General features: G+C 44.2%; 18 protein-coding genes and 1 pseudogene. 12 read left to right on the top strand and 7 right to left on the bottom strand.

The features are described from left to right. Positions 1-40: 40 nt before the first annotated feature. The 3 genes from nfi to clpB all read left to right on the top strand — a co-directional run bounded on the left by nfi (position 41) and on the right by clpB (position 4,153). Positions 41-727 carry a deoxyribonuclease V gene (gene nfi / locus LN893_RS07805; protein ID WP_229969247.1) on the top strand — a complete coding sequence of 229 codons (687 nt, stop codon included), beginning with the start codon at positions 41-43 and terminating at the stop codon, positions 725-727. 62 nt (positions 728-789) lie between these two features. Further along, complete coding sequence (locus LN893_RS07800) at positions 790-1,350, top strand: hypothetical protein (protein ID WP_229969246.1); 561 nt, start codon at positions 790-792, stop codon at positions 1,348-1,350. A gap of 181 nt (positions 1,351-1,531) precedes the next feature. Beyond that, on the top strand, positions 1,532-4,153 hold the full coding sequence (clpB, locus tag LN893_RS07795; RefSeq protein WP_229969245.1) for an ATP-dependent chaperone ClpB: 2,622 nt from the start codon (positions 1,532-1,534) through the stop codon (positions 4,151-4,153). A 469-nt stretch (positions 4,154-4,622) separates the two neighbouring features. On the opposite strand, the pseudogene LN893_RS20700 reads toward clpB, so the two are convergent. Both LN893_RS20700 and LN893_RS07790 read right to left on the bottom strand, forming a co-directional pair. Beyond that, positions 4,623-4,727 (bottom strand): annotated as a pseudogene (locus LN893_RS20700) (STAS/SEC14 domain-containing protein); the annotation flags it as partial. Positions 4,728-4,787: 60 nt separating this feature from the next. After that, a complete protein-coding gene (locus LN893_RS07790; protein ID WP_229969244.1) occupies positions 4,788-5,852 on the bottom strand; it encodes a Gfo/Idh/MocA family protein in 1,065 nt (354 codons plus the stop codon). 743 nt (positions 5,853-6,595) lie between these two features. On the opposite strand from LN893_RS07790, the gene LN893_RS07785 reads away from it, so the two are divergent. Beyond that, positions 6,596-8,737, top strand: coding sequence for a T9SS type A sorting domain-containing protein (locus LN893_RS07785; protein WP_229969243.1), 2,142 nt, complete (start codon positions 6,596-6,598; stop codon positions 8,735-8,737). Positions 8,738-8,820: 83 nt separating this feature from the next. Here LN893_RS07785 and LN893_RS07780 read toward each other — a convergent pair whose 3' ends face one another. After that, complete coding sequence (locus tag LN893_RS07780; RefSeq protein ID WP_229969242.1) at positions 8,821-9,189, bottom strand: SpoIIAA family protein; 369 nt, start codon at positions 9,187-9,189, stop codon at positions 8,821-8,823. Positions 9,190-9,394: 205 nt separating this feature from the next. Here LN893_RS07780 and LN893_RS07775 point away from each other — a divergent pair, with 205 nt between their 5' ends. Then, entirely contained in the window at positions 9,395-9,802 is a 408-nt protein-coding gene (locus tag LN893_RS07775; RefSeq protein WP_229969241.1) for a hypothetical protein, read from the top strand. Between the two features lie 67 nt (positions 9,803-9,869). Here the strand turns inward: LN893_RS07775 and LN893_RS07770 are convergent, their stop codons facing one another. Then, positions 9,870-10,172 (bottom strand): Dabb family protein, encoded by a 303-nt coding sequence (locus LN893_RS07770; protein WP_229969240.1) that lies wholly within the window; start codon positions 10,170-10,172, stop codon positions 9,870-9,872. Between the two features lie 85 nt (positions 10,173-10,257). Next, entirely contained in the window at positions 10,258-11,505 is a 1,248-nt protein-coding gene (locus LN893_RS07765; RefSeq protein ID WP_229969239.1) for a lactonase family protein, read from the bottom strand. A gap of 361 nt (positions 11,506-11,866) precedes the next feature. Here LN893_RS07765 and LN893_RS07760 point away from each other — a divergent pair, with 361 nt between their 5' ends. Beyond that, positions 11,867-12,502 (top strand): HupE/UreJ family protein, encoded by a 636-nt coding sequence (locus tag LN893_RS07760; RefSeq protein ID WP_255709941.1) that lies wholly within the window; start codon positions 11,867-11,869, stop codon positions 12,500-12,502. A gap of 60 nt (positions 12,503-12,562) precedes the next feature. Then, positions 12,563-14,896 carry a M1 family metallopeptidase gene (locus LN893_RS07755; protein ID WP_229969238.1) on the top strand — a complete coding sequence of 778 codons (2,334 nt, stop codon included), beginning with the start codon at positions 12,563-12,565 and terminating at the stop codon, positions 14,894-14,896. A gap of 110 nt (positions 14,897-15,006) precedes the next feature. On the opposite strand, the gene LN893_RS07750 is transcribed toward LN893_RS07755, so the two are convergent. Both LN893_RS07750 and LN893_RS07745 read right to left on the bottom strand, forming a co-directional pair. Beyond that, complete coding sequence (locus LN893_RS07750; RefSeq protein WP_229969237.1) at positions 15,007-16,356, bottom strand: NAD(P)/FAD-dependent oxidoreductase; 1,350 nt, start codon at positions 16,354-16,356, stop codon at positions 15,007-15,009. 372 nt (positions 16,357-16,728) lie between these two features. After that, entirely contained in the window at positions 16,729-17,391 is a 663-nt protein-coding gene (locus LN893_RS07745) for a carboxypeptidase-like regulatory domain-containing protein (protein WP_229969236.1), read from the bottom strand. Positions 17,392-17,465: 74 nt separating this feature from the next. Between LN893_RS07745 and LN893_RS07740 the strand changes: the two genes are divergently transcribed. From LN893_RS07740 to LN893_RS07720, 5 genes are all read left to right on the top strand, one after another. Beyond that, the gene (locus LN893_RS07740; RefSeq protein ID WP_229969235.1) at positions 17,466-17,852 is read left to right on the top strand and encodes an ArsR/SmtB family transcription factor; all 387 of its coding nucleotides are present in this window, start codon (positions 17,466-17,468) and stop codon (positions 17,850-17,852) included. A gap of 134 nt (positions 17,853-17,986) precedes the next feature. Then, the gene (locus tag LN893_RS07735; protein WP_229969234.1) at positions 17,987-18,688 is read left to right on the top strand and encodes a YjjG family noncanonical pyrimidine nucleotidase; all 702 of its coding nucleotides are present in this window, start codon (positions 17,987-17,989) and stop codon (positions 18,686-18,688) included. 502 nt (positions 18,689-19,190) lie between these two features. Next, positions 19,191-20,825: an L-glutamate gamma-semialdehyde dehydrogenase gene (gene pruA, locus LN893_RS07730; protein WP_229969233.1), complete on the top strand. Its 1,635-nt coding sequence runs from the start codon at positions 19,191-19,193 to the stop codon at positions 20,823-20,825. 334 nt (positions 20,826-21,159) lie between these two features. Next, positions 21,160-21,540 carry an NADH-quinone oxidoreductase subunit A gene (locus LN893_RS07725; protein WP_229969232.1) on the top strand — a complete coding sequence of 127 codons (381 nt, stop codon included), beginning with the start codon at positions 21,160-21,162 and terminating at the stop codon, positions 21,538-21,540. A gap of 78 nt (positions 21,541-21,618) precedes the next feature. Beyond that, on the top strand, positions 21,619-22,173 hold the full coding sequence (locus LN893_RS07720) for an NADH-quinone oxidoreductase subunit B (protein ID WP_229969231.1): 555 nt from the start codon (positions 21,619-21,621) through the stop codon (positions 22,171-22,173). The last annotated feature ends 1 nt before the right edge of the window (position 22,174 follow it).

The raw sequence follows: 22,174 nt of genomic DNA, 5'->3' as shown, positions 1-22,174 counted from the left end.
CGCATCATCCGTAATCTGTAATTCCTAATTCGTAAAAAAGATGGCCTACTTTAGAAGTTTTAACACTCCCCCACCTGATCCTGCTGTGCTGAAAGAGTTGACTCGTAAACAGAATGAGATGCAGCAGCGGATTATCCTGCAGAGGCCAGATTTTGATCTAAAACTTATTGCGGGCTGCGACTCTTCTTTTATCGGGGAAGACAAAATTCTATCAGTGTTCGTGCTGCTGAGGTATCCTGAACTAGAAGTGGTGGAAAAAGTATGGCATCATGGGCCTGTAGAACTGCCTTATATTCCAGGTTTCCTGGCTTTCAGAGAGGCTCCTAACTTACTGAAGGCATATGAAAAACTACAGCAAAAGCCAGATTTGGTTATGGTAGACGGGCACGGTATTTCGCACCCCCGCCGCCTGGGTATTGCAACACACCTGGGCCTGCACCTGAATAAACCAACTATGGGTGTAGCCAAGAAAGTGCTGGTGGGCAAGTATACAGAGCCTGCTACGGCCAAAGGTGCTCTCTCGCCTTTGGTGTATAAAGACGAAGTGATTGCCAACGTGCTCCGAACTAAAGATAATGTAAAACCAGTATTTGTTTCGCCAGGGCATCTGATGGATCTGGAATCGGCTACTGAAATAGCCATGACTTGCGCCATAAAACATAAACTGCCTGAACCTACACGCTTAGCCGATCATTATGCGGCAGTGTTCAAACAGGAAGTAAAGTAGCACCAGAAAACATTTAACTTAAGCAGGGCTACAGCCGTTAGTTTGCATAAACTACAAGCCCTATGGAAACTATCAAACAATTTGAAGGTGACACTGAAACAGAGTTATGGCAAAAAGTGGCCGCCGACATGTCATCTCTGGGTGATGTCTTAAAGTATTCAGTCATTCTTAACCAGTCGGGGCAACAAACTTTATTCGACCTGGATATTGATTTAGGCGGTGGCTTCGAAAGCGGCATCTCTACGACACGCTTCAGAACTGCCTTACCCGCTGCTACCGTGCTACGGTTTAATATTCATGAACAGGACTTCCTGAACGAGATCGGTAAAGTGCTAGGCATGGAGGATATAAAATTTGGTTATCCTGATTTTGATGCTGCATTTATTGTGCAGACAAACAACGCCAATGCTTTAAAGCACTTGTTTTCTCAGGAGAGTATTCGCAACATCCTGTTAAAGCACCCTACGGCTAAGCTGAAACTAGATGTTTCCAGCGATCCTGCTGCACCAGATGTTTACCTGAGTTTCAGTAAAAATAATGCCGTAGTGGAAGTTGCTGAGCTACAGGAAATTTACCATTTGCTACACCATTTGGCCAACGGGATTTTAAAATTACCCGTGTAGTTACTCACAAGCCTGGAATAGGCAATGATATACGCTTATTTATCCTGTCATTTTGTCCTGATATTGCAAATTTAGCCTTTTTACAACTGACACTATTACACAAAAACCACCTAAAAATACCATTGGTGCATAAGTTGATAATGTAGTTATCGAAGGTAAAACTAAGGAAACAGACAAAGACATGAACTTTAATAACTATACAATCAAAGCACAGGAGGCCATTCAGAAGGCCACTGAGATAGCAGGCGGCAACCAGCAGCAGGCTATCGAAACTGGGCATATTTTAAAAGCGATTCTCCAAACAGACGAGAACGTGACAAATTTCCTGTTGCAGAAGCTGAACATCAACGGCAATATTCTCAACAGTAAGCTAGATGAAATTGTAGCTGGCTACCCTAAAGTAACTGGTGGCGGCGGCCCGTACTTAGCCAATGATGCAGCAGCTGCACTACAAAAAGCTACATCTTATTTAAAAGAGTTCGGCGATGAGTATGTAGCCATCGAGCACATGCTGCTAGGTTTGCTGGCTGGTCGTGATAAAGTGGCTGGCTTGGTAAAAGATGTAGGTTTTAATGAAGCTGATCTTAAAAAAGCTATTAAAGAATTACGTGGTGGTGCCAGGGTAACTGATCAAAACGCAGAGGCCAAGTATAACTCGTTGAAGCGCTACGCCAAAGACCTGAACGAATTGGCGCGTGCTGGTAAGATCGACCCGGTAATTGGCCGTGACGAAGAGATTCGCCGTGTGCTGCAGATCCTGAGCCGCCGCACCAAAAACAACCCTGTGTTGTTGGGTGAGCCTGGTGTAGGTAAAACCGCTATTGTAGAAGGCTTGGCCCAGCGCATTGTGGCTGGCGACGTGCCCGAAAACCTGAAGTCGAAGACGCTGATGAGCTTGGACATGGGTCTGCTTGTGGCAGGTGCCAAGTATAAAGGTGAGTTTGAGGAGCGTCTGAAAGCGGTGATCAAAGAAGTAATCGATGCCGAAGGTGAGATTGTACTTTTCATCGACGAGATCCATACTCTGATTGGTGCAGGCGCAGGTGGCGAAAGTGCTATGGACGCAGCCAACTTGCTGAAACCAGCTTTAGCCCGTGGTGAATTACATGCCATTGGTGCCACTACACTAAAGGAATACCAGAAGTACATTGAGAAAGATAAAGCGCTGGAGCGACGTTTCCAGGCTGTAATGGTGGATGAGCCAAGCGTGCCAGATGCCATTTCGATTTTGCGCGGTATCAAAGACAAGTATGAACTGCACCATGGGGTGCGTATCAAAGACGATGCGACTATTGCCTCTGTGGAGCTGTCGAACCGCTATATCTCCGACCGCTTTTTGCCAGATAAGGCCATTGACCTGATGGATGAAGCGGCTGCAAAACTGCGCATTGAGATCGATTCTCTACCAGTAGAACTGGATGAAATTCAGCGCCGCATCATGCAGCTGGAAATTGAGCGTGAAGCCATCCGCCGTGAAAACGATAAAGACAAGGAAGCTACACTCTCTAAAGAAATAGCAGACTTGAGTGGCAAACGCGACGACCTGAAAGCCAAATGGCAGAACGAAAAACAGATCATTGAAGGTCTGCAGAAAGAGAAAGAAAACATTGAGCGCTATAAAGTAGAAGCCGAGCAGGCTGAGCGTGCTGGTGACTATGGCCGTGTAGCAGAGCTTCGTTACGGCAAAATACAGGAGGCTGAGGCTAAGGTAAAGCAACTGCAGGAGCAGGTGCGCGAAATGCAGGGCGAGAACCCGATGCTGAAAGAAGAAGTGAACGCTGAGGATATTGCCGAGGTAGTAGCTAAATGGACAGGTATACCAGTAAGTAAAATGCTGCAAAGCGACCGTGAAAAGCTACTGAACCTGGAGCAGGAACTTGGCAAGCGCGTAGCTGGACAGGAAGAAGCGATTGAGGCAATTTCTGATGCTGTACGCCGAAGCCGTGCTGGTATGCAGGACCCAAGACGTCCGATTGGTTCGTTTATCTTTCTGGGTACAACAGGTGTAGGTAAAACAGAATTGGCCAAAGCACTGGCAGATTACTTGTTCAACGACGACAACGCGATGGTGCGTATTGACATGAGTGAATACCAGGAGCGCCATGCTGTAAGCCGCTTAATTGGTGCGCCTCCAGGATATGTGGGTTACGATGAAGGTGGCCAGCTAACAGAGGCTATACGTCGCAAACCGTACTCTGTGGTACTACTGGACGAGATCGAGAAAGCGCATCCAGACGTATTCAATATCCTGCTACAAGTGCTCGACGATGGCCGCCTAACTGACAGCAAGGGTCGTGTAGTGAACTTTAAGAACACCATTATCATCATGACCTCGAATATTGGCTCACACATCATACAGAGCAATTTCGAGCAGATGGATGAGTTTAATCACGACGAAGTGATTGAACGTACGAAGGATGAGGTTTTCGACCTGCTGAAGAAATCCGTAAGGCCAGAATTCCTGAACCGTATCGACGAGTTGGTGATGTTCCGTCCGCTGAGCCGTGGCGACATCCGCAAAATCGTGGATATCCAGTTCAAGCACATACAGGACCGATTAGAAGAAACAGGTATACAGCTTATCGCTACCGATGATGTGCTGGACTACCTGGGAGAGCAGGGCTTCGATCCGCAGTTTGGTGCCCGTCCGCTGAAGCGTGTGCTGCAGCGCCAGATTTTGAACGAGTTGTCGAAAGATATTCTGGCAAACAGAATCAGCAAAGATTCTGTGGTAGAAGCTACGCTGGAAGGTGGCAAGATCAGATTCGTGAATGTGGACATCGAACTGCCGACAGAAAATTAATTTCTATCCAGATTAAAAGTTTAGCAAAGCCCTGCCGTTTGGTAGGGCTTTTTGTTTTTATAGTAAAATAGCCGCATCGACACCACAAAATATTGCCTTTTGAGACTAAAATACATTAGAAAAAATATATATTCGCAGGTGGTTCTAAACTTATACATTAAAACGTGAGATATCTCTATCTTCTACTTTGCTCTACTACATTATTTATATCTTGCTCTCAGGAAGATAGATATGAATTATTAACAGATAGTGAATTTACTTATATGGTAGATAAAAACGAGGGAACGGTATGGGTTCTAAATTCGGGGGTATGGGTAAATATAGGTAATCCAATCAAGGAAGCCCCTAATAAAGGCGACAGCTCAAGTATCCTTAAAAATAAAAAATAACCTTTATTTACTTCTGCCACAGACACTTGCTGGTTTGTAAAAATGCCACGAAGTTATTTGGGCAGCGTCTGTTGCTATAGTTACTCCCCCTCCTGCACCCAAGCCATTGCCTGCTCCTTTTCAGCCAGATCAAAATAACGTACGCCTTTCTTCTTCACAGGGCTTATGAAATTGGCCGCCCACTCCTGCCACTTCTTCTAGTCTAACATGACACTAAGCCCACAATCCAGTCCGTACACCACACGTCACTTCTTCAACTCCACCCGTTTCCCTTTCTGCGCTGACTCACGGGCTGCTTCCAAAATCTTTACTACCGTCAGGTTGTTTTCTAGTGAGGAAAGGTCTTGTTGTGGTTTTATCTCTCCTTTTACCACAGCAGACAAGTAAGAGACGTAATCCTGATAAGGAGGTGCTAGTGGTTCTATTTTGTCTATGGTATATGCTTCGTCGGTTGCTTTTTTTGAACGAAGAGTATTTTGGTCTACAGCCTGCAAATAGCCCTTCTGCCCAAACACTTCTAAATCCTTTATATTGAACGGCCAGTTCCAGGAAGCTTCTATAATGCCAGTAGCTTTGGGATACTCCAAAATAATAGTGGCATCATCGTCCACTTCAGGATAAACGTCTGGTTTTATTTGGCGCGTAACAGCTGTTACGGCAACAGGCTCCTGCCCTTGCATCAGCCACGTCATCAGGTTGGCACCGTAGCAACCGAAATCCATGCTAGCACCGCCTCCGTTCTTTATGGGGTCTGTTAGCCAGCTTAGAAACTCTTTGGAGCAACCAAGTTCTTTCGGGCCGATGTTGCCATCATGCACAATCATTTTTCGAATATCGCCAATAGCTATACCATGGGCCACTATTATACTTAGTTCCTGATTGCTGGGGTACCAGGTGGTTTCGTAGTTAGTGAGCAGGTGTATCTGGTGCTTACGTGCTAGTGCCGCCATGTGCTCGGCATCTTTTACGGTAGTGGCTAAAGGTTTTTCCACCATTACATGCACACCCAAAGGAGCACAAGCCTCTACCACATCTACATGTTCTGCTATGGCATTATAGGCCATTACGGCATCTGGCTTCTCATTTTCTAAGAGTGTAGCTATATCTTTATAAAACAACGATGCTGGCAGTTGGTACTGTCGCCGATACCGTTGCACCAACTCTTGGTTCTCTTCTGCAATGCCCACCAACAAAACGTCTTCCTTTTCAAGGCGCTGCAACGCTCCCTCTACATGATCGTGGCTTAGACCTGCCAAAGCCACTCTTAAAGTGTTATGCTGCTCCGCTGAGTAATTACCGTTGAAAACCATCTGTATCTTAGATTAAATGTGCTGTAAATGTTGAAGTACCTTGGGAAAAGACTATAGTTGCTAATACCTCTACGCTGTATTTGATATTCTTTTAAATGAGCATTGATTCGTATTTCTCGTCCGCTGCTCCCGATCAGTGCCCCGAGCAATACAGGTTAAACTGCATACAAATCAAGCCTCTGATATGATAGCTGCTTTTGTAAAATGGCCAGACAAAGAGCAGCGTTTATATATCCTAAATTAACCTTTCCCAAAGTACGAGTACGTATTTGGCTTAACACCTTCGCTAAAATCAACAAAAATCTGGAGCACAAGCTCTCGTTATGTATGCTTATTATTTACAGCTTCTTCTCTACGTAAAGTAGTACCCTATAAACTAAAATACCAGTAGGATTTTGCTTGACTAAAGCTTTTGTTACCTCCTCAACAACTCACCACCTATAAGGTAATCATCCATACACTTTGCATTTATTTAGAGAAAGTTGAAGAAAATTAAATGTAGGAACACGTAAAATCTAGTTCAATTTTTTACAACTTTTATTCTATCACTGCACAACTCTACCACTCTAGTTTATAACCAGTTATAGAAACACCACTCTTCGGAACTTAGCTTATGACGAGGAATATCCATACAACTCCATTAGAATTCAATAATTAATATATAAATATATTGAAACATTATAATTTTTAAAAAGTATAAGCCAACTAAAAAGAAAGCAACTAAAAAATATAATAACGTATAAATGAATTCTACTATACTAAAGATAATCCCCTTACTTATCTTTTTTTCTTTTTCCGCTTTAGCACAAGTTCCTGAATCTGTTTACCAGGAGTCCTTCAGCGGTGAATCTTTTCCTTCTGGGTGGAAAGTAAACAGCTCTGAAAAGGACCTTTCTTGGGAAGTTATCAAAGGTGTACCTTCACGTGAAGGTGTATCAGGTTCTACAATGCACTTTGAAGTCATAAGAAAACAGGAGAAAAAAAATATTAATATCTGGGCAATCACGCCCAAAGTTTCTATGTCTCCTGGTGTTAGATATACCATTAGCTTTGAGCAGCAAAACTTGTCTAATAGCGGTCGCGCTTCACTACAAGTAATTCTAAATTCAGTACAAGACTATAAAGAATCCCCATACAGAATTAAAACTTTAGTTTTAGAACCAAGAAATGGATGGATACATCATCAGTATGACATTACAGTAGAAACAAAAGGAGACTATTATTTGGGTTTTGGTATAACAGAGTTTATCAACGACCCTAATATTAGCATTGATGAAATAAAAATAGAAATAACAGCAAACGAACTAAAAGATTTTTATAACAAGAGCGGCGCAGACCTTTCATTATTAGCCAGTTGGGGAGCAAACCCAGACGGTAACGGCAGCAAGCCTACGAGCTTTGGTGGTGCAGAGCAGAATTTTTTCATCACAAACTATACATCTAACTCCATTCCGAAACTAAACTCTAATTGGGCAGTAACTGGGGCAGGTTCAAAAGTTATTCTTGGTGATGGTAGCACTCCTATTACGTTAAGTGTCTTGGATGGCAAAAACTTAACGGCTGGCAAAATTAATGTTGCAAATCATGCCACTTTGAATGTCGATGCATCAACTTGCCCCTCTTTTGGTCAATTAGATCCTCTTAGTACAATTGTTTTCGGCAAGTATGCTCCTGCAGATATCACAGAAGGAGTAGAATTTGGTTCAGTTGTCTTCAATTCAGGTAAGAAAAATAAATTCTCTAAAAAGGTAAAGATAAAAGGCAAGTTAGATCTTCTTGATGCAAAGCTCGACTTAGGAGACAATGACTTAGAGTTAGACTATGATGCTAGCGTTGTGCACGGATCAGAAAAAAATTACATTATTACAAGCGGCACAGGCCGTTTACGCAAAGGTTTAAAGGCAGGCGCAGAAGCATTTTTACCAGTTGGTAAAAACAGTTACAATCCTGTTAAAATAAAGCTGGCTAGTGGGTCGACGGACGATGTATTCAGCGTGAGTGTGATAGAAGGTGTATTTGACAATTATATAAACGATATTCCTAATAGCTTAACCCCTATTGTAACTAGCGCAGTAAATAAAACATGGCTGATCAGCGAAGACGTAAAAGGCGGCTCCGACCTTACCCTTACACTTACCTGGAGTTTAGCAGATGCGCTAACAGGTTTTAACCCGTTAAGCTGTCATATTAAGCACTACGAAAACGGAGCTTGGGATTCTTATTTAGCAGGTGCTGCCACCTCTAACTCTCTTCTAGCAACTACCTTTTCTGTTACCCGCTCTGGTATCACTTCATTCTCGCCCTATACTGTCGCCTCTACCAACAACATGATGCCGATGCCCGTGGAACTACTTCATTTTACAGCAAAGGCCAGTACAAATAATACTGTAAACCTTAACTGGGCCACAGCCTCAGAAAAAGACAATGACTTTTTTGCGGTAGAGAGAAGTATGGATGGCAAGAACTTTACAGAAGTTGCCCGTGTAAAGGGCGCTGGCAGCACCAGTAGCCGCACCAACTATACCTTTACCGATAACCGTCCTTACTCGGGTACATCTTACTATCGTTTGAAACAGGTAGATTTTGCTGGCACTTTTGAATATTCGTCTTTACAGGCTGTTAGCCTAAGCTCAAGCCAACAGATTGTGCTTAGTGTCTACCCGAACCCTGCACAGGGCAAAAATGTAGACCTGCTTGTGCAAGGCTTGGAGATGAGTGAAGAAGCGACAGTGTTAGTAACAGACTTGACTGGTAAAAGAATAATAAACCAGCCCCTGCAGGAGCATGCTGTTACGTTAGCAACCAGTAATTTAAAATCAGGCATTTACATTGTTAGCTTAGTCAGCAAGTCTGGTACTCAAACTCAAAAACTAGTTATCAGGTAGAAGAAGGAAGAAAGCCTTTTCGCGAAATTTTAACAGAACTGCTTCCCCAAAGAGCTAACAGCCTGTGGGAAAGCAGTTCTGTTTTAATGCTCCTCCTGCACCCAAGCCATTGCCTGTTCCTTTTCAGCCAGATCAAAATAACGTACGCCTTTCTTCTTTACAGGGCTTATGAGATTAGCCGCCCACTCCTGCCACTTTTTTTCGCCTACCATCGCTACACGACCGTAATCAAGCCCATGTACGACATCGAACATGCCGTTCTCGATGGCAGCTACCGGGTTTAGATTATTTATATCCAGGTCCACCATCTCGTAGTACAGACGAGCTTCTTTATACTTGCCCATCATGTCGCGGAGCAGGTTGCGGTACTGGTCAAAGTCAGCTATACTTAGCTCATTGCTTACCCGAACGGCAAGCAAGTTATTGTGGGTTTCTGGTAGTATCTCTAACATATCAGGTGTATCAGAATTTTAAAGTCTTACTTGGTAAGATTTACTATCATTCTGCCGTTAGGTTTTTAGTTTATGGCCTCTGATTCCTTTGCTGCGGCAACCTTACCCTTCTAAAAACTGTTAAGCACCTACAGTAGCGCCTTGTTTGGCAAACAGTCGTAAAAATTCAGTATCTTCATAAATCACCCAGCATCCGACTTTCTTCATGAAAAAATATATTTTACTTACCGTCGTACTTATAATCAGCACCTTAACAAGCTTTACGCTGCCAGACACACCTGAATCTTATTCGATTCTGGGAAACTGGAAAATTGTAGATATGCAATTTGAGGGAGCCAAAGAAAGCAAGAACGCAGAAAGTATGCGCAAGGCCTTAGCACAAAGCAACACGAGGTTCGTATTTTTAGAGTCAGGGCAATTTACGATGGTGCTTGGCCCTGGTGGCCGAGGCATTAGCGGAGGCTACTATTACGATGCCGAAAGCAACATCCTTAGTATAAAGTATGGCTCTCATACCGACACCGCTCTTGTTTCTTGGGAAAGTGCAGATAAGATGGTGCACGCCAGTAAAGACGGCAAGGTGAAGACAAAACTAGAAAGGGTAAGAGAATAAATTATAAATAAGCTATGCTGTTATTTCCTGCTGCGTACACAGTCAGGAAATAACAGCATAGCTTCTGCTAAATATCTACAGAGTCATAAATTACCACCTTCGTCCACAGCGAAGCACACTCTTCCACAAACTTTTGGTGCAGCGGGTGCACCTGGTAGGTATCATGGTCTTCCAGGTTATTAAAAATCAACAGCAAAGACACATCGTACCCGCGCTCTATAACAGGCCTGTCTGTTGTGGCTGGCACGCCAATATGTATGGTCTGTATTGTTTCTACTGCTTTTAGCTGCTCTAAACCTTGCTGCAGTTTTGCCTTATCTTCTGCCGAGCCAGAATTCTTTAACCAAAAGTAAACGTGGTGTACAAACATTGCTTTTCTTGTTTTGATAAGTTTAAATAAAACGTATAATAAAAAAGCACCAGCTTTACCTGCTGATGCTCTGAATGCTTTTATTCTATTGTAGAAAGTTCTGCACTACCTGTACACACACTGGCTTCGATACTTCTGCCCTGTGCCCTGTAGCCGTAAGTTTGCCTGTGCTTTTATCTCTTTTAAAAGATACGATGTTGTTGCTGCGCTCATTGGCAACCACCAGAATATTCTCAGAAGGATCAAGTGAAAAGTCTCGTGGCCAATCGCCGCCAGTATTCACATGTTCTACCAACTTCAACTCTCCCGAATTTTCGTCGATGCTGTACACTACCATGCTGTTGTGCCCACGGTTAGAACCGTACAAGAATTTACCATCAGACGATACTTTCACCTCTGCGCACTGGTTATTTTCAGTAAAGTCTGAAGGAATAGTGGATATAGCCTGTACACCAGTAAAAGTACCTTTTTCAGCATCATAAGCTAGCACTTCCATAGTAGAGTTCAGTTCATTGATCAGGTACGCATAGCGCCCGTTCGGGTGGAAGTCCAGGTGGCGCGGACCTGCCCCTGGCTTGGTGGCATAGGCCACGGCTGGTTCATTTGGTGTGAGGGTACCGTTAGCAGCATCCAGGCGGTAGCTCATCACTTTGTCGGTACCTAAATCTACGGCCAGCGCAAACTTATTTTCTGGGTCTGGAGCAATGTAGTGCGCATGCGCCGCCTCCTGCCTATCTTTGTTCGGGCCTGACCCCTCGTGCTGCTTCACATCCTTCGCCTGGCTTAACTGTCCGCTTTCCTGTATCTGGTAGGCCGCCACATTTCCTCCCATATAATTTGCTACCAGCACCGTTTTGCCAGTCTTATCTATTGATATATGACATGGCGCCCCTCCCTGCGAAGCAATCCTGTTCAGGAAATTGAGCCTCCCAGAATGCTCGTCTATCGCAAAAGCACTGACAGCTCCGCTCTCCTTACCGTCGTAATTCATTGTCTCGTTTACTGCATACAGGTAACGGCGCTCTTCATCTAATGTCAAGAAAGATGGGTTTTCGCCTCCTTTTGCCGCCGACTTTCGGGTTAGCTCACCTGTTTCAGAATTTAAACTGTATAGAAAGATGCTTTCGTCGTTAGCGCCCGCATATGTGCCTACATAAATCATAGCCGATTCTGTGTTTGTTTGTTCGTTCTCAGCCACGGCCTCATCTGTGGCTGCATTATCAGACTCTTTTGTGGTAGAGTTGCAGGAAGCAAATGCAAGCGATAAACTTGCCATGCCTAAGGCCGCTACTCTCATTAAATTATACTTCTTACGGCTTTTACAGTATTTCATGTTATATTATGTTCAGGTCAGGTTGAGGCATTTACGACTTTAACCTCTGTACCTCTGTGTTTCCAACCCAATTTAGCAAAATTATAGTAGTGCTGCGCCAAATTAAAAATTAGAAATTATGAATTAGAAATGAACAGTAAAAGAGTGCAGCTTCAGTTTCTAATAAATAAGTAACTCTAAAAATTAAATTGGTCAAGCAGTAGCAGCCTTATGCTTTTAAGCTAATTTAAAAGCGCCCTTCGGCCTGAAAGGTGTCGCTAATACCTGCGGAGCATTTTTGCTATAAACTTAAGTTACTATACTTGCCCTCTTGCTCCACACATAGCGGCATTGCTATTTTTCAGAAAAGGTGGTAAATTGCATGCTTCGCTTGGTCATCATCCTTACTTATTTATCCTACACTGTGTCTTCTGTTTTTGAGACTTACCTGAAACTGGGCTTCCACCACATCTACGACTTTGGGGCTTACGACCACATGTTGTTTCTGCTGGCCCTGAGCGCTATTTATACTTTAGGCGACTGGCGAAAAGTAATTGCATTGGTTACCTGCTTCACCATCGGGCACTCTATTACGCTGGCACTGGCAACTTTTAACATTATTCAGTTCGATTCTGCACTTATCGAGTTCCTGATACCTGTCACCATCCTTTTCACCTGTATCATCAACTTCTTTAAGTTGAAAGGAACAGCGTCTAAGCAGCACCCCATCTGGTCGCTACACAACCTGATGGCCATTCTTTTTGGCCTGATTCATGGCATGGGTTTCTCTAACTTTCTGAAATCTATACTTGGCAGAAATTCAAAGATATGGGAACAACTACTGGCTTTTAACATTGGAATTGAACTCGGGCAGCTGCTGATTGTTTCTATACTGTTGGTAGCGGGCTTTATCGTTATGAACGTTTTTAATGCTAAAAGGCGCGACTGGATTATGGTGCTTTCGAGTGCCGCAGCAGGCATATCCTTGATTATGATCTTAGAAAACAATATCTTTTAGCGTTCAAACACCTAACACTCAAGAATAAACAAAACTAATCTACCTTTCATCAACTTAATAATGAGAAACCTATTTAAAGGACTTGCGCTATTCGGCTTATTGGCTGGGCCACTGGCAGCCATGGCGCAGGACACCAAGTTTGGGCAGTTGGGGCAGGAGCTCCCTACGCCTAACACCTACCGCACCGCCTCTGGTGCCCCTGGTCATCAGTACTGGCAGCAACGTGCCGACTATACCATAAATGTAGAGCTGAACGATGATAATCAGTCTGTAAAAGGCTCTGAAACCATCACGTACACAAACAACTCTCCAGATGTGCTTTCTTACCTGTGGATACAGCTAGACCAAAACATCTTTGAGCCGAAGTCGATGAGCAACATGACTAACACGGGTGGTGTGCAGGAAAGAATGTCGGTTCAGGCACTGGAGCACCTTACGCGTGAGGAGTTTGACGGCGGCTTTAAAATTGAAGGAGTAAAAGACCGTAGCGGAAAGGCGCTGAAGTATACTATCAACAACACGATGATGCGTGTCGACCTGCCAACATCGCTTAAGCCGAAGCAGAGCTATACGTTCAGCATAGACTGGCACCACAACATCAACGACCAGAAAGCATTGGGTGGCCGCTCAGGTTACGAGTATTTTCCTGAGGACGGAAACTACCTGTACGAGATGGCGCAGTGGTTCCCACGCATGGCTGTGTATGACGATGTAAACGGTTGGCAGCACAAGCAGTTCCTGGGCAGCGGCGAGTTTGCCCTTCCTTTCGGCGACTATAAAGTGAGCATCACTGTTCCTGCCGACCACGTAGTAGGCGCAACAGGCGAGCTTCAGAACGCAAACCAGGTATTATCATCTACCCAACAGAAGCGTTGGGCTACAGCTGCTAAATCTGATAAGCCTGTAGTAGTGGTATCGCAGGAGGAAGCCACACAAGCAGAGAAAGCCAAGGCAAAAAGCAAGAAAACATGGGTATTTGCCGCTAAAAACGTACGCGACTTTGCCTGGGCAAGCTCTCGTAAGTTTATCTGGGATGCTATGAATGTAAACGTAGCAGGCAAAAACGTACTGGCTATGTCTTACTATCCGAAAGAGGCAAACCCACTTTGGGGACAATACTCTACAGAGGCAGTAGGCCATACGTTGCGCACTTATTCTAAGTACACCATTGACTATCCTTATCCTGTTGCCATTTCTGTACACGGCCCTGTAGGCGGTATGGAGTACCCAATGATCTCTTTCAACGGCTATCGCCCTGAAGCAGACGGTACGTACACTGATCGTATTAAGTATGGTTTGATTTCTGTGATTATCCACGAAGTGGGCCACAACTTCTTCCCGATGATTATCAACTCTGACGAGCGCCAGTGGACGTGGATGGATGAAGGCTTGAACACCTTTGTACAGTACCTTGCTGAGCAGGAATGGGAGCGTAATTACCCATCCAGACGTGGTGAGCCAAAAGACATTGTTAGCTACATGAAGAGCGCCAAAAATACGCAGGTGCCAATCATGACGAACTCTGAATCTGTGCTTCAATTTGGCCCTAATGCTTACGGAAAACCAGCAACAGGCTTAAACATTTTACGCGAAACCATTATGGGCCGCGAGTTATTTGACTACGCTTTTAAAGAATATGCTACCCGTTGGGCCTTCAAGCACCCAATGCCAGCCGATTTCTTCCGTACCATGGAAGATGCCTCTGGTGTTGACCTGGATTGGTTCTGGAGAGGCTGGTTCTACACAACCGACCACACCGACCTTTCTATTGAAAACGTGAAGTGGTATACTGTAGATTCTCAGAACCCAGAGCTGGTAAATGCTCAGACACGTGAGCAGCTTAACAAAGCTCCTAAAACACTTTCGCAGCAGCGCAACCTGCAGGATATTTCTAAAACGCTTGTAGACACGAAGCCTGAGTTGAAAGACTTCTATAACAGCTACGACCCATTGGCAACTACATCAGCAGACCAGCAGCGCTACCAGTCTTTCCTAAGCAGCCTAACACCAGCACAGAAGAAAACCTTGGATGCTGGCTTGAACTTCTACGAGGTTGATTTCAAGAATTTGGGTGGTTTAGTTATGCCACTGATTGTGCGTATGGAGTTTGAAGACGGATCTGAAGAAATAGTTAACATTCCTGCTGAGATCTGGCGCTATAACAACAACGACATTACAAAAGTGTTTATCACTGAGAAACCTGTTGTAAACTTTACGCTGGACCCATACCTGGAAACAGCCGATGTGGAGCTTGCAAACAACAACTTCCCTCGTCGTTTGGCACCATCTCGCTTCGAGATTTACCAACAGCAACAAAGGCAAACGCCTCTGAACCCGATGCAACGTGAGCGTGCTACAAGCCGCAGAAACCAAAGCAACGGTAACGGACAATAAGCTAGTTCAATCATAAAAAAACCCCTTCGGATGTAATGTCCGAAGGGGTTTTTTATTTGTTAATCGTGTATTGAATTAGTAATCAGTACAAAAAGTCGTAATTCTAAAAGCTATTCATCAGCGTTATAGTTATTTATAAACTTCCGCTTCGCTCTATCGCCTTTGCGCACAAACGGCCTGATGATTAAGCGAGTGCCTCTCTCATAAGTAAAGAAGTGGTAAATCCAGTTACTTAGCACCACCAGTTTGTTTCGGAAGCCAACCAGGAACATGATGTGCACGAACAGCCAGATGATCCAGGCAAAGAAACCTCCCAGGTGCTTGTTCTTAGGCAAGTCAGCTACCGCTTTGTTTCTGCCAATAATAGCCAGCGAACCTTTGTCATGATATTTAAAATCCTCCAGTTTTTCGCCTCTTACCAGCCGTTGGAGGTTCTTGGCTAGCAATTTTCCTTGTTGTATGGCTGGTTGCGCTACGCCTGGGTGCCCACGCGGGTACTCATCCGTTTTCATGAAGGCAATATCGCCAATGGCAAACATGTCTGGGTAGCCAAGTATTTGGTTATGTGTGTTCACCAGTATTCTTCCTCTTTCAACTGCTTCAGTTGGAAGTCCTTCAATCAAAGCTCCTGACACACCTGCGGCCCAAATAAGCGTGTGTGCTATAATTTTTTCCCCGTTTTTAAAAGTCGCCACACTTCCGTCGTAAGAGTCAACCAAAGTGTTAAGCATAACATTTACACCTAAGCCTTGCAGATACCCTAGCGTTTTGGCACTAGACTCTGGCGACATAGGAGGCAACACCCTGTCCATGCCCTCTACTAGGTAGATGTTCATTTTCCCAAAATCTATACCTGGGTAATCGGTAGGCAGCACGTTCTTGCGCATTTCAGCCAGGGCCCCAGCAAGCTCTACTCCCGTTGGTCCTCCGCCTACAATTACAAAGTTTAGCAAACTTTGCCTGATCTCTGGGTCTATCGTCATGCTGGCCTGCTCGAAGCACTGCAGAAACTGGCTACGCAGGTTAAGGGCATCAGGCACTTTCTTTAGAGGGAAAGAGTACTTTTTAATTTGATCGTTGCCAAAGTAATTCGACTTGGTGCCTGTTGCGATTACAAGGTAATCGTAAGGCAAGTCTCCGATTGGCGTGGATACTGTTTTTACGGCAGGATTTATTTGCGTGACACGTACCAACCGAAAGTGAAAGTCCTGGTAGTCGTCACTGCCGAATATCTTTCGTAGTGGTTCTGCAATGGCATCAGGCTCTAGCCCAGCCGTAGCTACCTGGTACAGAAGTGGCCAGAAGCCATGATAGTTCTGCTTATCGAACATGACTATCTGAAAGTCTTCACACTTCAGTTTTTTGGCGAGGTTTATTCCTCCAAAGCCTCCACCTATAATCACGACACGTGGTTTGGTGGTATCAGGTATATTTAGCGATAGCTTATCGAATTCAAGCATAAGTATGTTTAGTTAAGGCTATGAGCAACCGCACGTAGCACAGGCACAAAATGGTTCCTCCTGCAGTATACGCACGTATCTATATAGGCAAATAACGAAACAGACTGATGTTGGTTACTTTTACAAACTGAATTGCATAGCTTGAAACTACCTATTACACTTACTCCCGCTTCTTATAACTACAGTTTCTTCTAAAAGATAGAATCTTCAGTAACGCTGGCAACCTATGAACACCTCCTCGGCAGGCATCCGTAGAAAAGAAAAAAGGCTATAGGATGTTCAAATACATCCTATAGCCTTTGCAGAAGCACTTAGAAGTACAACAGCTAAGTAGTATCGCGGCATATAAAATGCTACATATAATATACCGCTTTAGTTATTACCTTTAAAAATGGAGTTGATAAGGGCTGGAATAGCAAAAGGGCTTATAGTTGGATACATAATGCGATTCTGCTGTTGCTGTATCTGCTGCTGATTCCAGAACCTGAAGTTACCACCGCCATCCATTGGTGTAGTCAGGAATAGCTCCTCAAGCCTCTTCGGGTCCAGGTTTTGTGTTGCAATGGCCCTACCTTCGTCAGGAAGTTTAACGGCTAGCACTGCATTTTTGAAGTCTCGTTCCGTCGCCCAGGGTATAACTGTAATCTCTGGCAGCGTCACGGCATCTTCCTGCATCTGTATGATAACTGAATAGCTATCGTTTTTGAAATTCTTTGGGATAATCAGGTATTGGGTTTTATAACCTAAAGCGCTAAAAAGCACGCTATCGCCAGTAACCACCGGCATAGAGAAGAAGCCGAATTCATTCGTCATGCTTCCTCTTGTAGTTTCAGGCACATACACGTTCACGCCGCCAATGCCAAACAAGCTATCGCCGAACGCTACAAAACCTGAAAGCTGTACTACGCGCTTCTGGCCTTGTGCCATAGTGCTTTGCGGCATACTTATACCTATAAGCACAAACGCCAACATTGCAAAAAGGCCCTGTCTCACTTTTTTCTCTAGCTTATCAGGAAGGGGTATTGAAAACTTCATGTAGTACAATTATACTGTATTTTCTTTTATTATGGCAGCTTTTAGCTATTTTTGTTTAAGCAGCCATTACAACTATGAGGCTAAAACATTTCAGTCTAACTTTCGGAGAGCAAATCTTTAAAGCTCTTTCCGATGAATCCCGTATTCGGATCGTTAACCTGATTATCCGAAACAAGGAGATGTGCATCTCAGATTTAGAGCAGGTACTGGATTTTACCCAAACTAAAACTTCCAGGCATCTCTCCTACCTCAAAGGTGCTTCGCTTGTAACACCGCGTAAACTAGACCAGTGGGTATTTTACTCTCTAAAAGAGGAGGCTGCCGATGTTGTGCTCCAGATTTTTAATTACCTTGAGCGTGATCCAAAACTACTAAAGGATCAGGAAATATACGAGATATTACACTCTAACAGAGAACTGGCAGCTAACAAAATACAGGCACGCCACTGGCACGCTCCCTGAAGGATTTAACCTGCTTTAAAACTAATAAACGCTGGTTTTATTGTAATCATTCCCGCTCTTTTTCTAACTCTGTCTTAATACAACAACCCCTACGTTATTATAACGTTTTACTTTTAGCACCCCACTACGATTTCATGAAAGCCTATAAGCATATTTTATTTGACCTGGACCACACGCTCTGGGATTTTGAAAAGAACTCCGAAGAAACACTTTTTACATTATTTGAGCAGTATAACCTTGCCAGCCACGGCAAATTCGACTGCAACTCCTTTTACAAGAAGTACAAATTTGTGAACCACCTGCTCTGGGACCTTTACAACAGAGGCAAGATAAATCAGCAGGAGTTACGTGATACACGTTTCAAGAAAACATTAATGGGCTTAGGCCTTGAGGAGCACGAAATACCTGCCGACATCTCTGAAACATATACCTACCTCTGCCCTACCAAGTCTGCATTGTTTCCGTTTACGCACGAAGTACTACAGTACCTGCAGCCAAAGTATGGCCTGCACATTATTACCAATGGTTTCAAAGATGTGCAAGCTATTAAGATGAACTCATCCAAACTGCAGGACTATTTCAAAGAAGTGGTAACATCGGAGTGCTGTGGGTATAAAAAACCTGATAATCGCATTTTCGAGCATGCACTGGAGCGAATCGGCGTAAAACCTGAAGATTGCCTGATGATTGGCGACAACCTCCTCTGCGATGTAGCGGGAGCCCGCGCCGCAGGCATAGACCAGGTGTACTTTAACCCCGAAAGGCTTAAGACAACGCACCGCCCCAAGCCAACTTACGAGATAGCCTGTCTGAGTGAGTTGAAAGAGATTTTGTAGTTCTAGAAGTTAAGCGGATGTAGTAATCTAACCACCCCTACCCCTCCTTGTCTAAGGCGGGAAGCCTGCTATTACTTCTTTCTTTTGCTTTGTGCTATAGTCGAAGGTACTGATTAAAATGCCAGATGAATGATGTCATAGATAAAAAGAGGTAGCTCAGCGACAAGTTCAGATTCCTTTTTTTTGATGAATTAAAGGTTGCATCTACATGCAAGGCAATGGCGGTAGTAAATAAGGCTCCCCTCCTTAGACAAGGAGGGGCAGGGGTGGTTGAACAACAGTAGCTACAATTCAAGAATCTAATTCTCCGAGAATTAGTCAAAAACTGCCTCTATTTCACCGCATCTCACGCAAATTTTAATTCCTACAGAATAGCCCTACCTTTGTGTAGAGGCTTTTGCAAGTACAAAGTACAAAAATTGTATCTCTTGTATCTTTAATACTTGTGTATCTTTTTAAACCGTATACCTCAAATACACCTATAACCTAACTATAGAAAAAAATGGCAACTGGATTTTTTAAAGTACCAACACCTGTTAACGAAACCGTTAGATCGTATGCACCTGGCTCACCTGAAAGAGCAGAATTACAGCGTGTTTATAAAGAACTGAAATCGCAGGAGTTGGATGTTCCAATGTATATCGGCGGTGATGAAGTACGCACAGGCAATACGCACCCCATGCTGCAGCCACACGACCACCAACACATACTGGGCCGCTTCCACGAAGGCGATGCAGACCACGTGGAACAAGCTATAAACGCTGCCTTGGCTGCCCGCGAAATGTGGTCAAACATGGCTTGGGAACACCGTGCCAGCATATTTTTGAAGGCTGCAGAGTTATTGGCTGGCCCTTGGAGAGCACGTTTAAATGCGGCTACCATGCTTGGTCAATCTAAAAATGCTTACCAGGCCGAGATTGATTCTGCCTGCGAACTGATAGACTTCCTGCGCTTTAATGTGCAGTACGCTACTGATATTTACCGCATGCAGCCTGAGTCGTCGCCAGGGGTTTGGAACCGCATGGAGCACCGCCCGCTAGAAGGCTTCGTTTTTGCGCTAACACCATTCAACTTCACGGCCATTGCAGGTAACTTACCAACATCGGCAGCCATGATGGGTAACGTGGTGGTATGGAAGCCAGCTTATACACAGATTTATGCGGCTCACATGATTATGGAGTTACTCAAAGAAGCTGGGCTGCCAGATGGTGTCATCAACTTAATATATGTAGATGGCCCTGTGGCTGGAGATGTAATCTTCAACCATGCAGATTTTGCGGGTATCCACTTTACAGGTAGCACCTCTGTTTTCCAGAACATTTGGAAAACCATTGGCAACAACATACACAAATACAAAGCTTACCCACGCATTGTTGGCGAAACAGGTGGTAAAGACTTTATACTGGCTCACAAAACTTCCGAGGCAAAACAATTAGCAACAGCCATCACACGCGGAGCTTTCGAATATCAGGGTCAGAAGTGCTCTGCTGCCTCCCGTGCTTACATTCCGAGCAACCTTTGGGAAGAAGTAAAAGACTATGTGATCGAGGACCTGAAAACTTTTAAAATGGGGCCTCCTGAAGATTTCTCTAACTTCATCAATGCTGTTATCGACGAAAAGTCTTTCGACAAAATAGCGAAGTACATTGATGACGCCAAAAACAGCAACGAAGTAGAAGTGATAGCAGGCGGAAACTACGACAAGTCGAAAGGCTATTTTATAGAGCCAACCGTACTGCTGTCGTATAACCCAATGTACGTAACCATGTGCGAAGAAATCTTCGGACCAGTTATTACAATCTATGTGTATGACCAGGACAACTGGGAAGACACGGTGGAACTGGTAGGTTCTACTTCTCCTTATGCCTTGACTGGTGCTATCTTTAGCCGCGACCGCTACGCTATTGAGTATGCCACCAAGAAATTAAGCGATGCTGCTGGTAACTTCTATATCAACGATAAGCCAACTGGCGCTGTGGTAGGCCAACAGCCATTCGGTGGTTCCCGTGCTTCGGGCACTAACGACAAAGCGGGCTCTATGCTGAACCTGCTGCGCTGGGTGTCGTCTCGTTCTATTAAAGAAACCTTTGCACCGCCAGTAGATTACCGTTACCCATTCTTGGGCGAAGACAAGTAGGTAGATCCGCTATGACACACTCTTCCTAGCTCTTACGAGGAAAGCAATTCTATCGCAGTAATTGATTTTCCTCTTCAGAGGAGCTAAGGATGGGTTCAGGTATCAGCAAAAGGGTGCACAGCCATCTGCATTAATTAGAATCATTCTAAATTTAAGAGCCATGTTCGCTAGAGCATGGCTCTTCTGTTTATATTGCGCAGACATAATTATAAATCAAATATTTAAGCTATCCATCAGCAGTCGTATCTACCAAATTCACTATATATTTATACCTTTGATTGTTGTTATTTTATAGCTAATTTTGCTCCCAAATCTCAAAAAAGACACCCTTAATATGGAAACTTCTGTGGATCAGTACTTACCATCAGACTATCTCCCGATAATCATTCAGTTTGCAGCGGCTATCGGCTTTGTGGTTTTTGCACTGGTAGTTACACACTTATTAGGTCCAAAGCGAAGCAGTGCGGTAAAAGACGCTGCTTGGGAAAGTGGTATTGAGTCTGTGGGTGATGCGCGTACGCCAATCTCCTATAAGTACTTTATGACGGCCATTCTTTTTGTGCTCTTCGACGTGGAGATCATCTTCCTGTACCCATGGGCTGTAAACTTCCGTGAGTTCGGCATGACAGGTTTCTTGCAAATGCTCGTTTTCATGGGTTTGCTGTTAACGGGCTTCTTTTATGTGTTAAAGAAAGGCATTTTAAACTGGGAGTAAGCCATTAAACTTTTACAAGCGCGTTGATGTTGAGGTATTAAGCATCAAAGCCCTGTTTGTAAAATAAAAATCCTAAAAATGAGTGATTCAAATAAAGATATAAAATTGGTGGACGCCCCTGAAGGGCATTCAGGAGCTGGCTTCTTTGCCACTTCATTTGAGAAAGTGATTGGCCTTGCCCGTAAAAACTCGCTTTGGCCTTTGCCATTTGCTACTTCTTGCTGCGGTATCGAATTCATGGCTACCATGGGTTCTCATTACGATATTTCCCGCTTCGGTTCAGAGCGCCCAAGCTTCTCGCCACGCCAAGCAGATATCCTGTTGGTGATGGGTACGATCGCTAAGAAAATGGGGCCTGTTGTAAAGCAGGTGTATGAGCAGATGTCTGAGCCGCGTTGGGTAGTAGCCGTTGGAGCCTGTGCTTCTTCTGGTGGTATTTTCGATACTTACTCTGTGTTACAGGGTATAGACCGCGTGGTACCAGTAGATGTGTACGTGCCAGGTTGCCCTCCGCGCCCAGAGCAGATTTTGGATGGCTTGATGCGTGTTCAGGATCTGGCAGCAAACGAATCACTCCGCCGCCGCAATTCACCTGAATACCAGGAGCTTTTAGCCTCTTACAATATCAAATAAG

This window comes from Pontibacter harenae (assembly GCF_020907245.1).
In the GTDB taxonomy this organism is placed as follows: Bacteria; Bacteroidota; Bacteroidia; order Cytophagales; family Hymenobacteraceae; genus Pontibacter; species Pontibacter harenae.
The sequence above is the reverse complement of the archived record's forward strand: the minus strand, read 5'-3'. Positions and strand labels throughout refer to the sequence as shown.

Coding starts and splice junctions, on each gene's coding strand:
- nfi (WP_229969247.1), top strand. CDS start 41: ATGGCCTACTTTAGAAGTTTTAACACTCCCCCACCTGATCCTGCTGTG.
- LN893_RS07800 (WP_229969246.1), top strand. CDS start 790: ATGGAAACTATCAAACAATTTGAAGGTGACACTGAAACAGAGTTATGG.
- clpB (WP_229969245.1), top strand. CDS start 1,532: ATGAACTTTAATAACTATACAATCAAAGCACAGGAGGCCATTCAGAAG.
- LN893_RS07790 (WP_229969244.1), bottom strand. CDS start 5,852: ATGGTTTTCAACGGTAATTACTCAGCGGAGCAGCATAACACTTTAAGA.
- LN893_RS07785 (WP_229969243.1), top strand. CDS start 6,596: ATGAATTCTACTATACTAAAGATAATCCCCTTACTTATCTTTTTTTCT.
- LN893_RS07780 (WP_229969242.1), bottom strand. CDS start 9,189: ATGTTAGAGATACTACCAGAAACCCACAATAACTTGCTTGCCGTTCGG.
- LN893_RS07775 (WP_229969241.1), top strand. CDS start 9,395: ATGAAAAAATATATTTTACTTACCGTCGTACTTATAATCAGCACCTTA.
- LN893_RS07770 (WP_229969240.1), bottom strand. CDS start 10,172: ATGTTTGTACACCACGTTTACTTTTGGTTAAAGAATTCTGGCTCGGCA.
- LN893_RS07765 (WP_229969239.1), bottom strand. CDS start 11,505: ATGAAATACTGTAAAAGCCGTAAGAAGTATAATTTAATGAGAGTAGCG.
- LN893_RS07760 (WP_255709941.1), top strand. CDS start 11,867: ATGCTTCGCTTGGTCATCATCCTTACTTATTTATCCTACACTGTGTCT.
- LN893_RS07755 (WP_229969238.1), top strand. CDS start 12,563: ATGAGAAACCTATTTAAAGGACTTGCGCTATTCGGCTTATTGGCTGGG.
- LN893_RS07750 (WP_229969237.1), bottom strand. CDS start 16,356: ATGCTTGAATTCGATAAGCTATCGCTAAATATACCTGATACCACCAAA.
- LN893_RS07745 (WP_229969236.1), bottom strand. CDS start 17,391: ATGAAGTTTTCAATACCCCTTCCTGATAAGCTAGAGAAAAAAGTGAGA.
- LN893_RS07740 (WP_229969235.1), top strand. CDS start 17,466: ATGAGGCTAAAACATTTCAGTCTAACTTTCGGAGAGCAAATCTTTAAA.
- LN893_RS07735 (WP_229969234.1), top strand. CDS start 17,987: ATGAAAGCCTATAAGCATATTTTATTTGACCTGGACCACACGCTCTGG.
- pruA (WP_229969233.1), top strand. CDS start 19,191: ATGGCAACTGGATTTTTTAAAGTACCAACACCTGTTAACGAAACCGTT.
- LN893_RS07725 (WP_229969232.1), top strand. CDS start 21,160: ATGGAAACTTCTGTGGATCAGTACTTACCATCAGACTATCTCCCGATA.
- LN893_RS07720 (WP_229969231.1), top strand. CDS start 21,619: ATGAGTGATTCAAATAAAGATATAAAATTGGTGGACGCCCCTGAAGGG.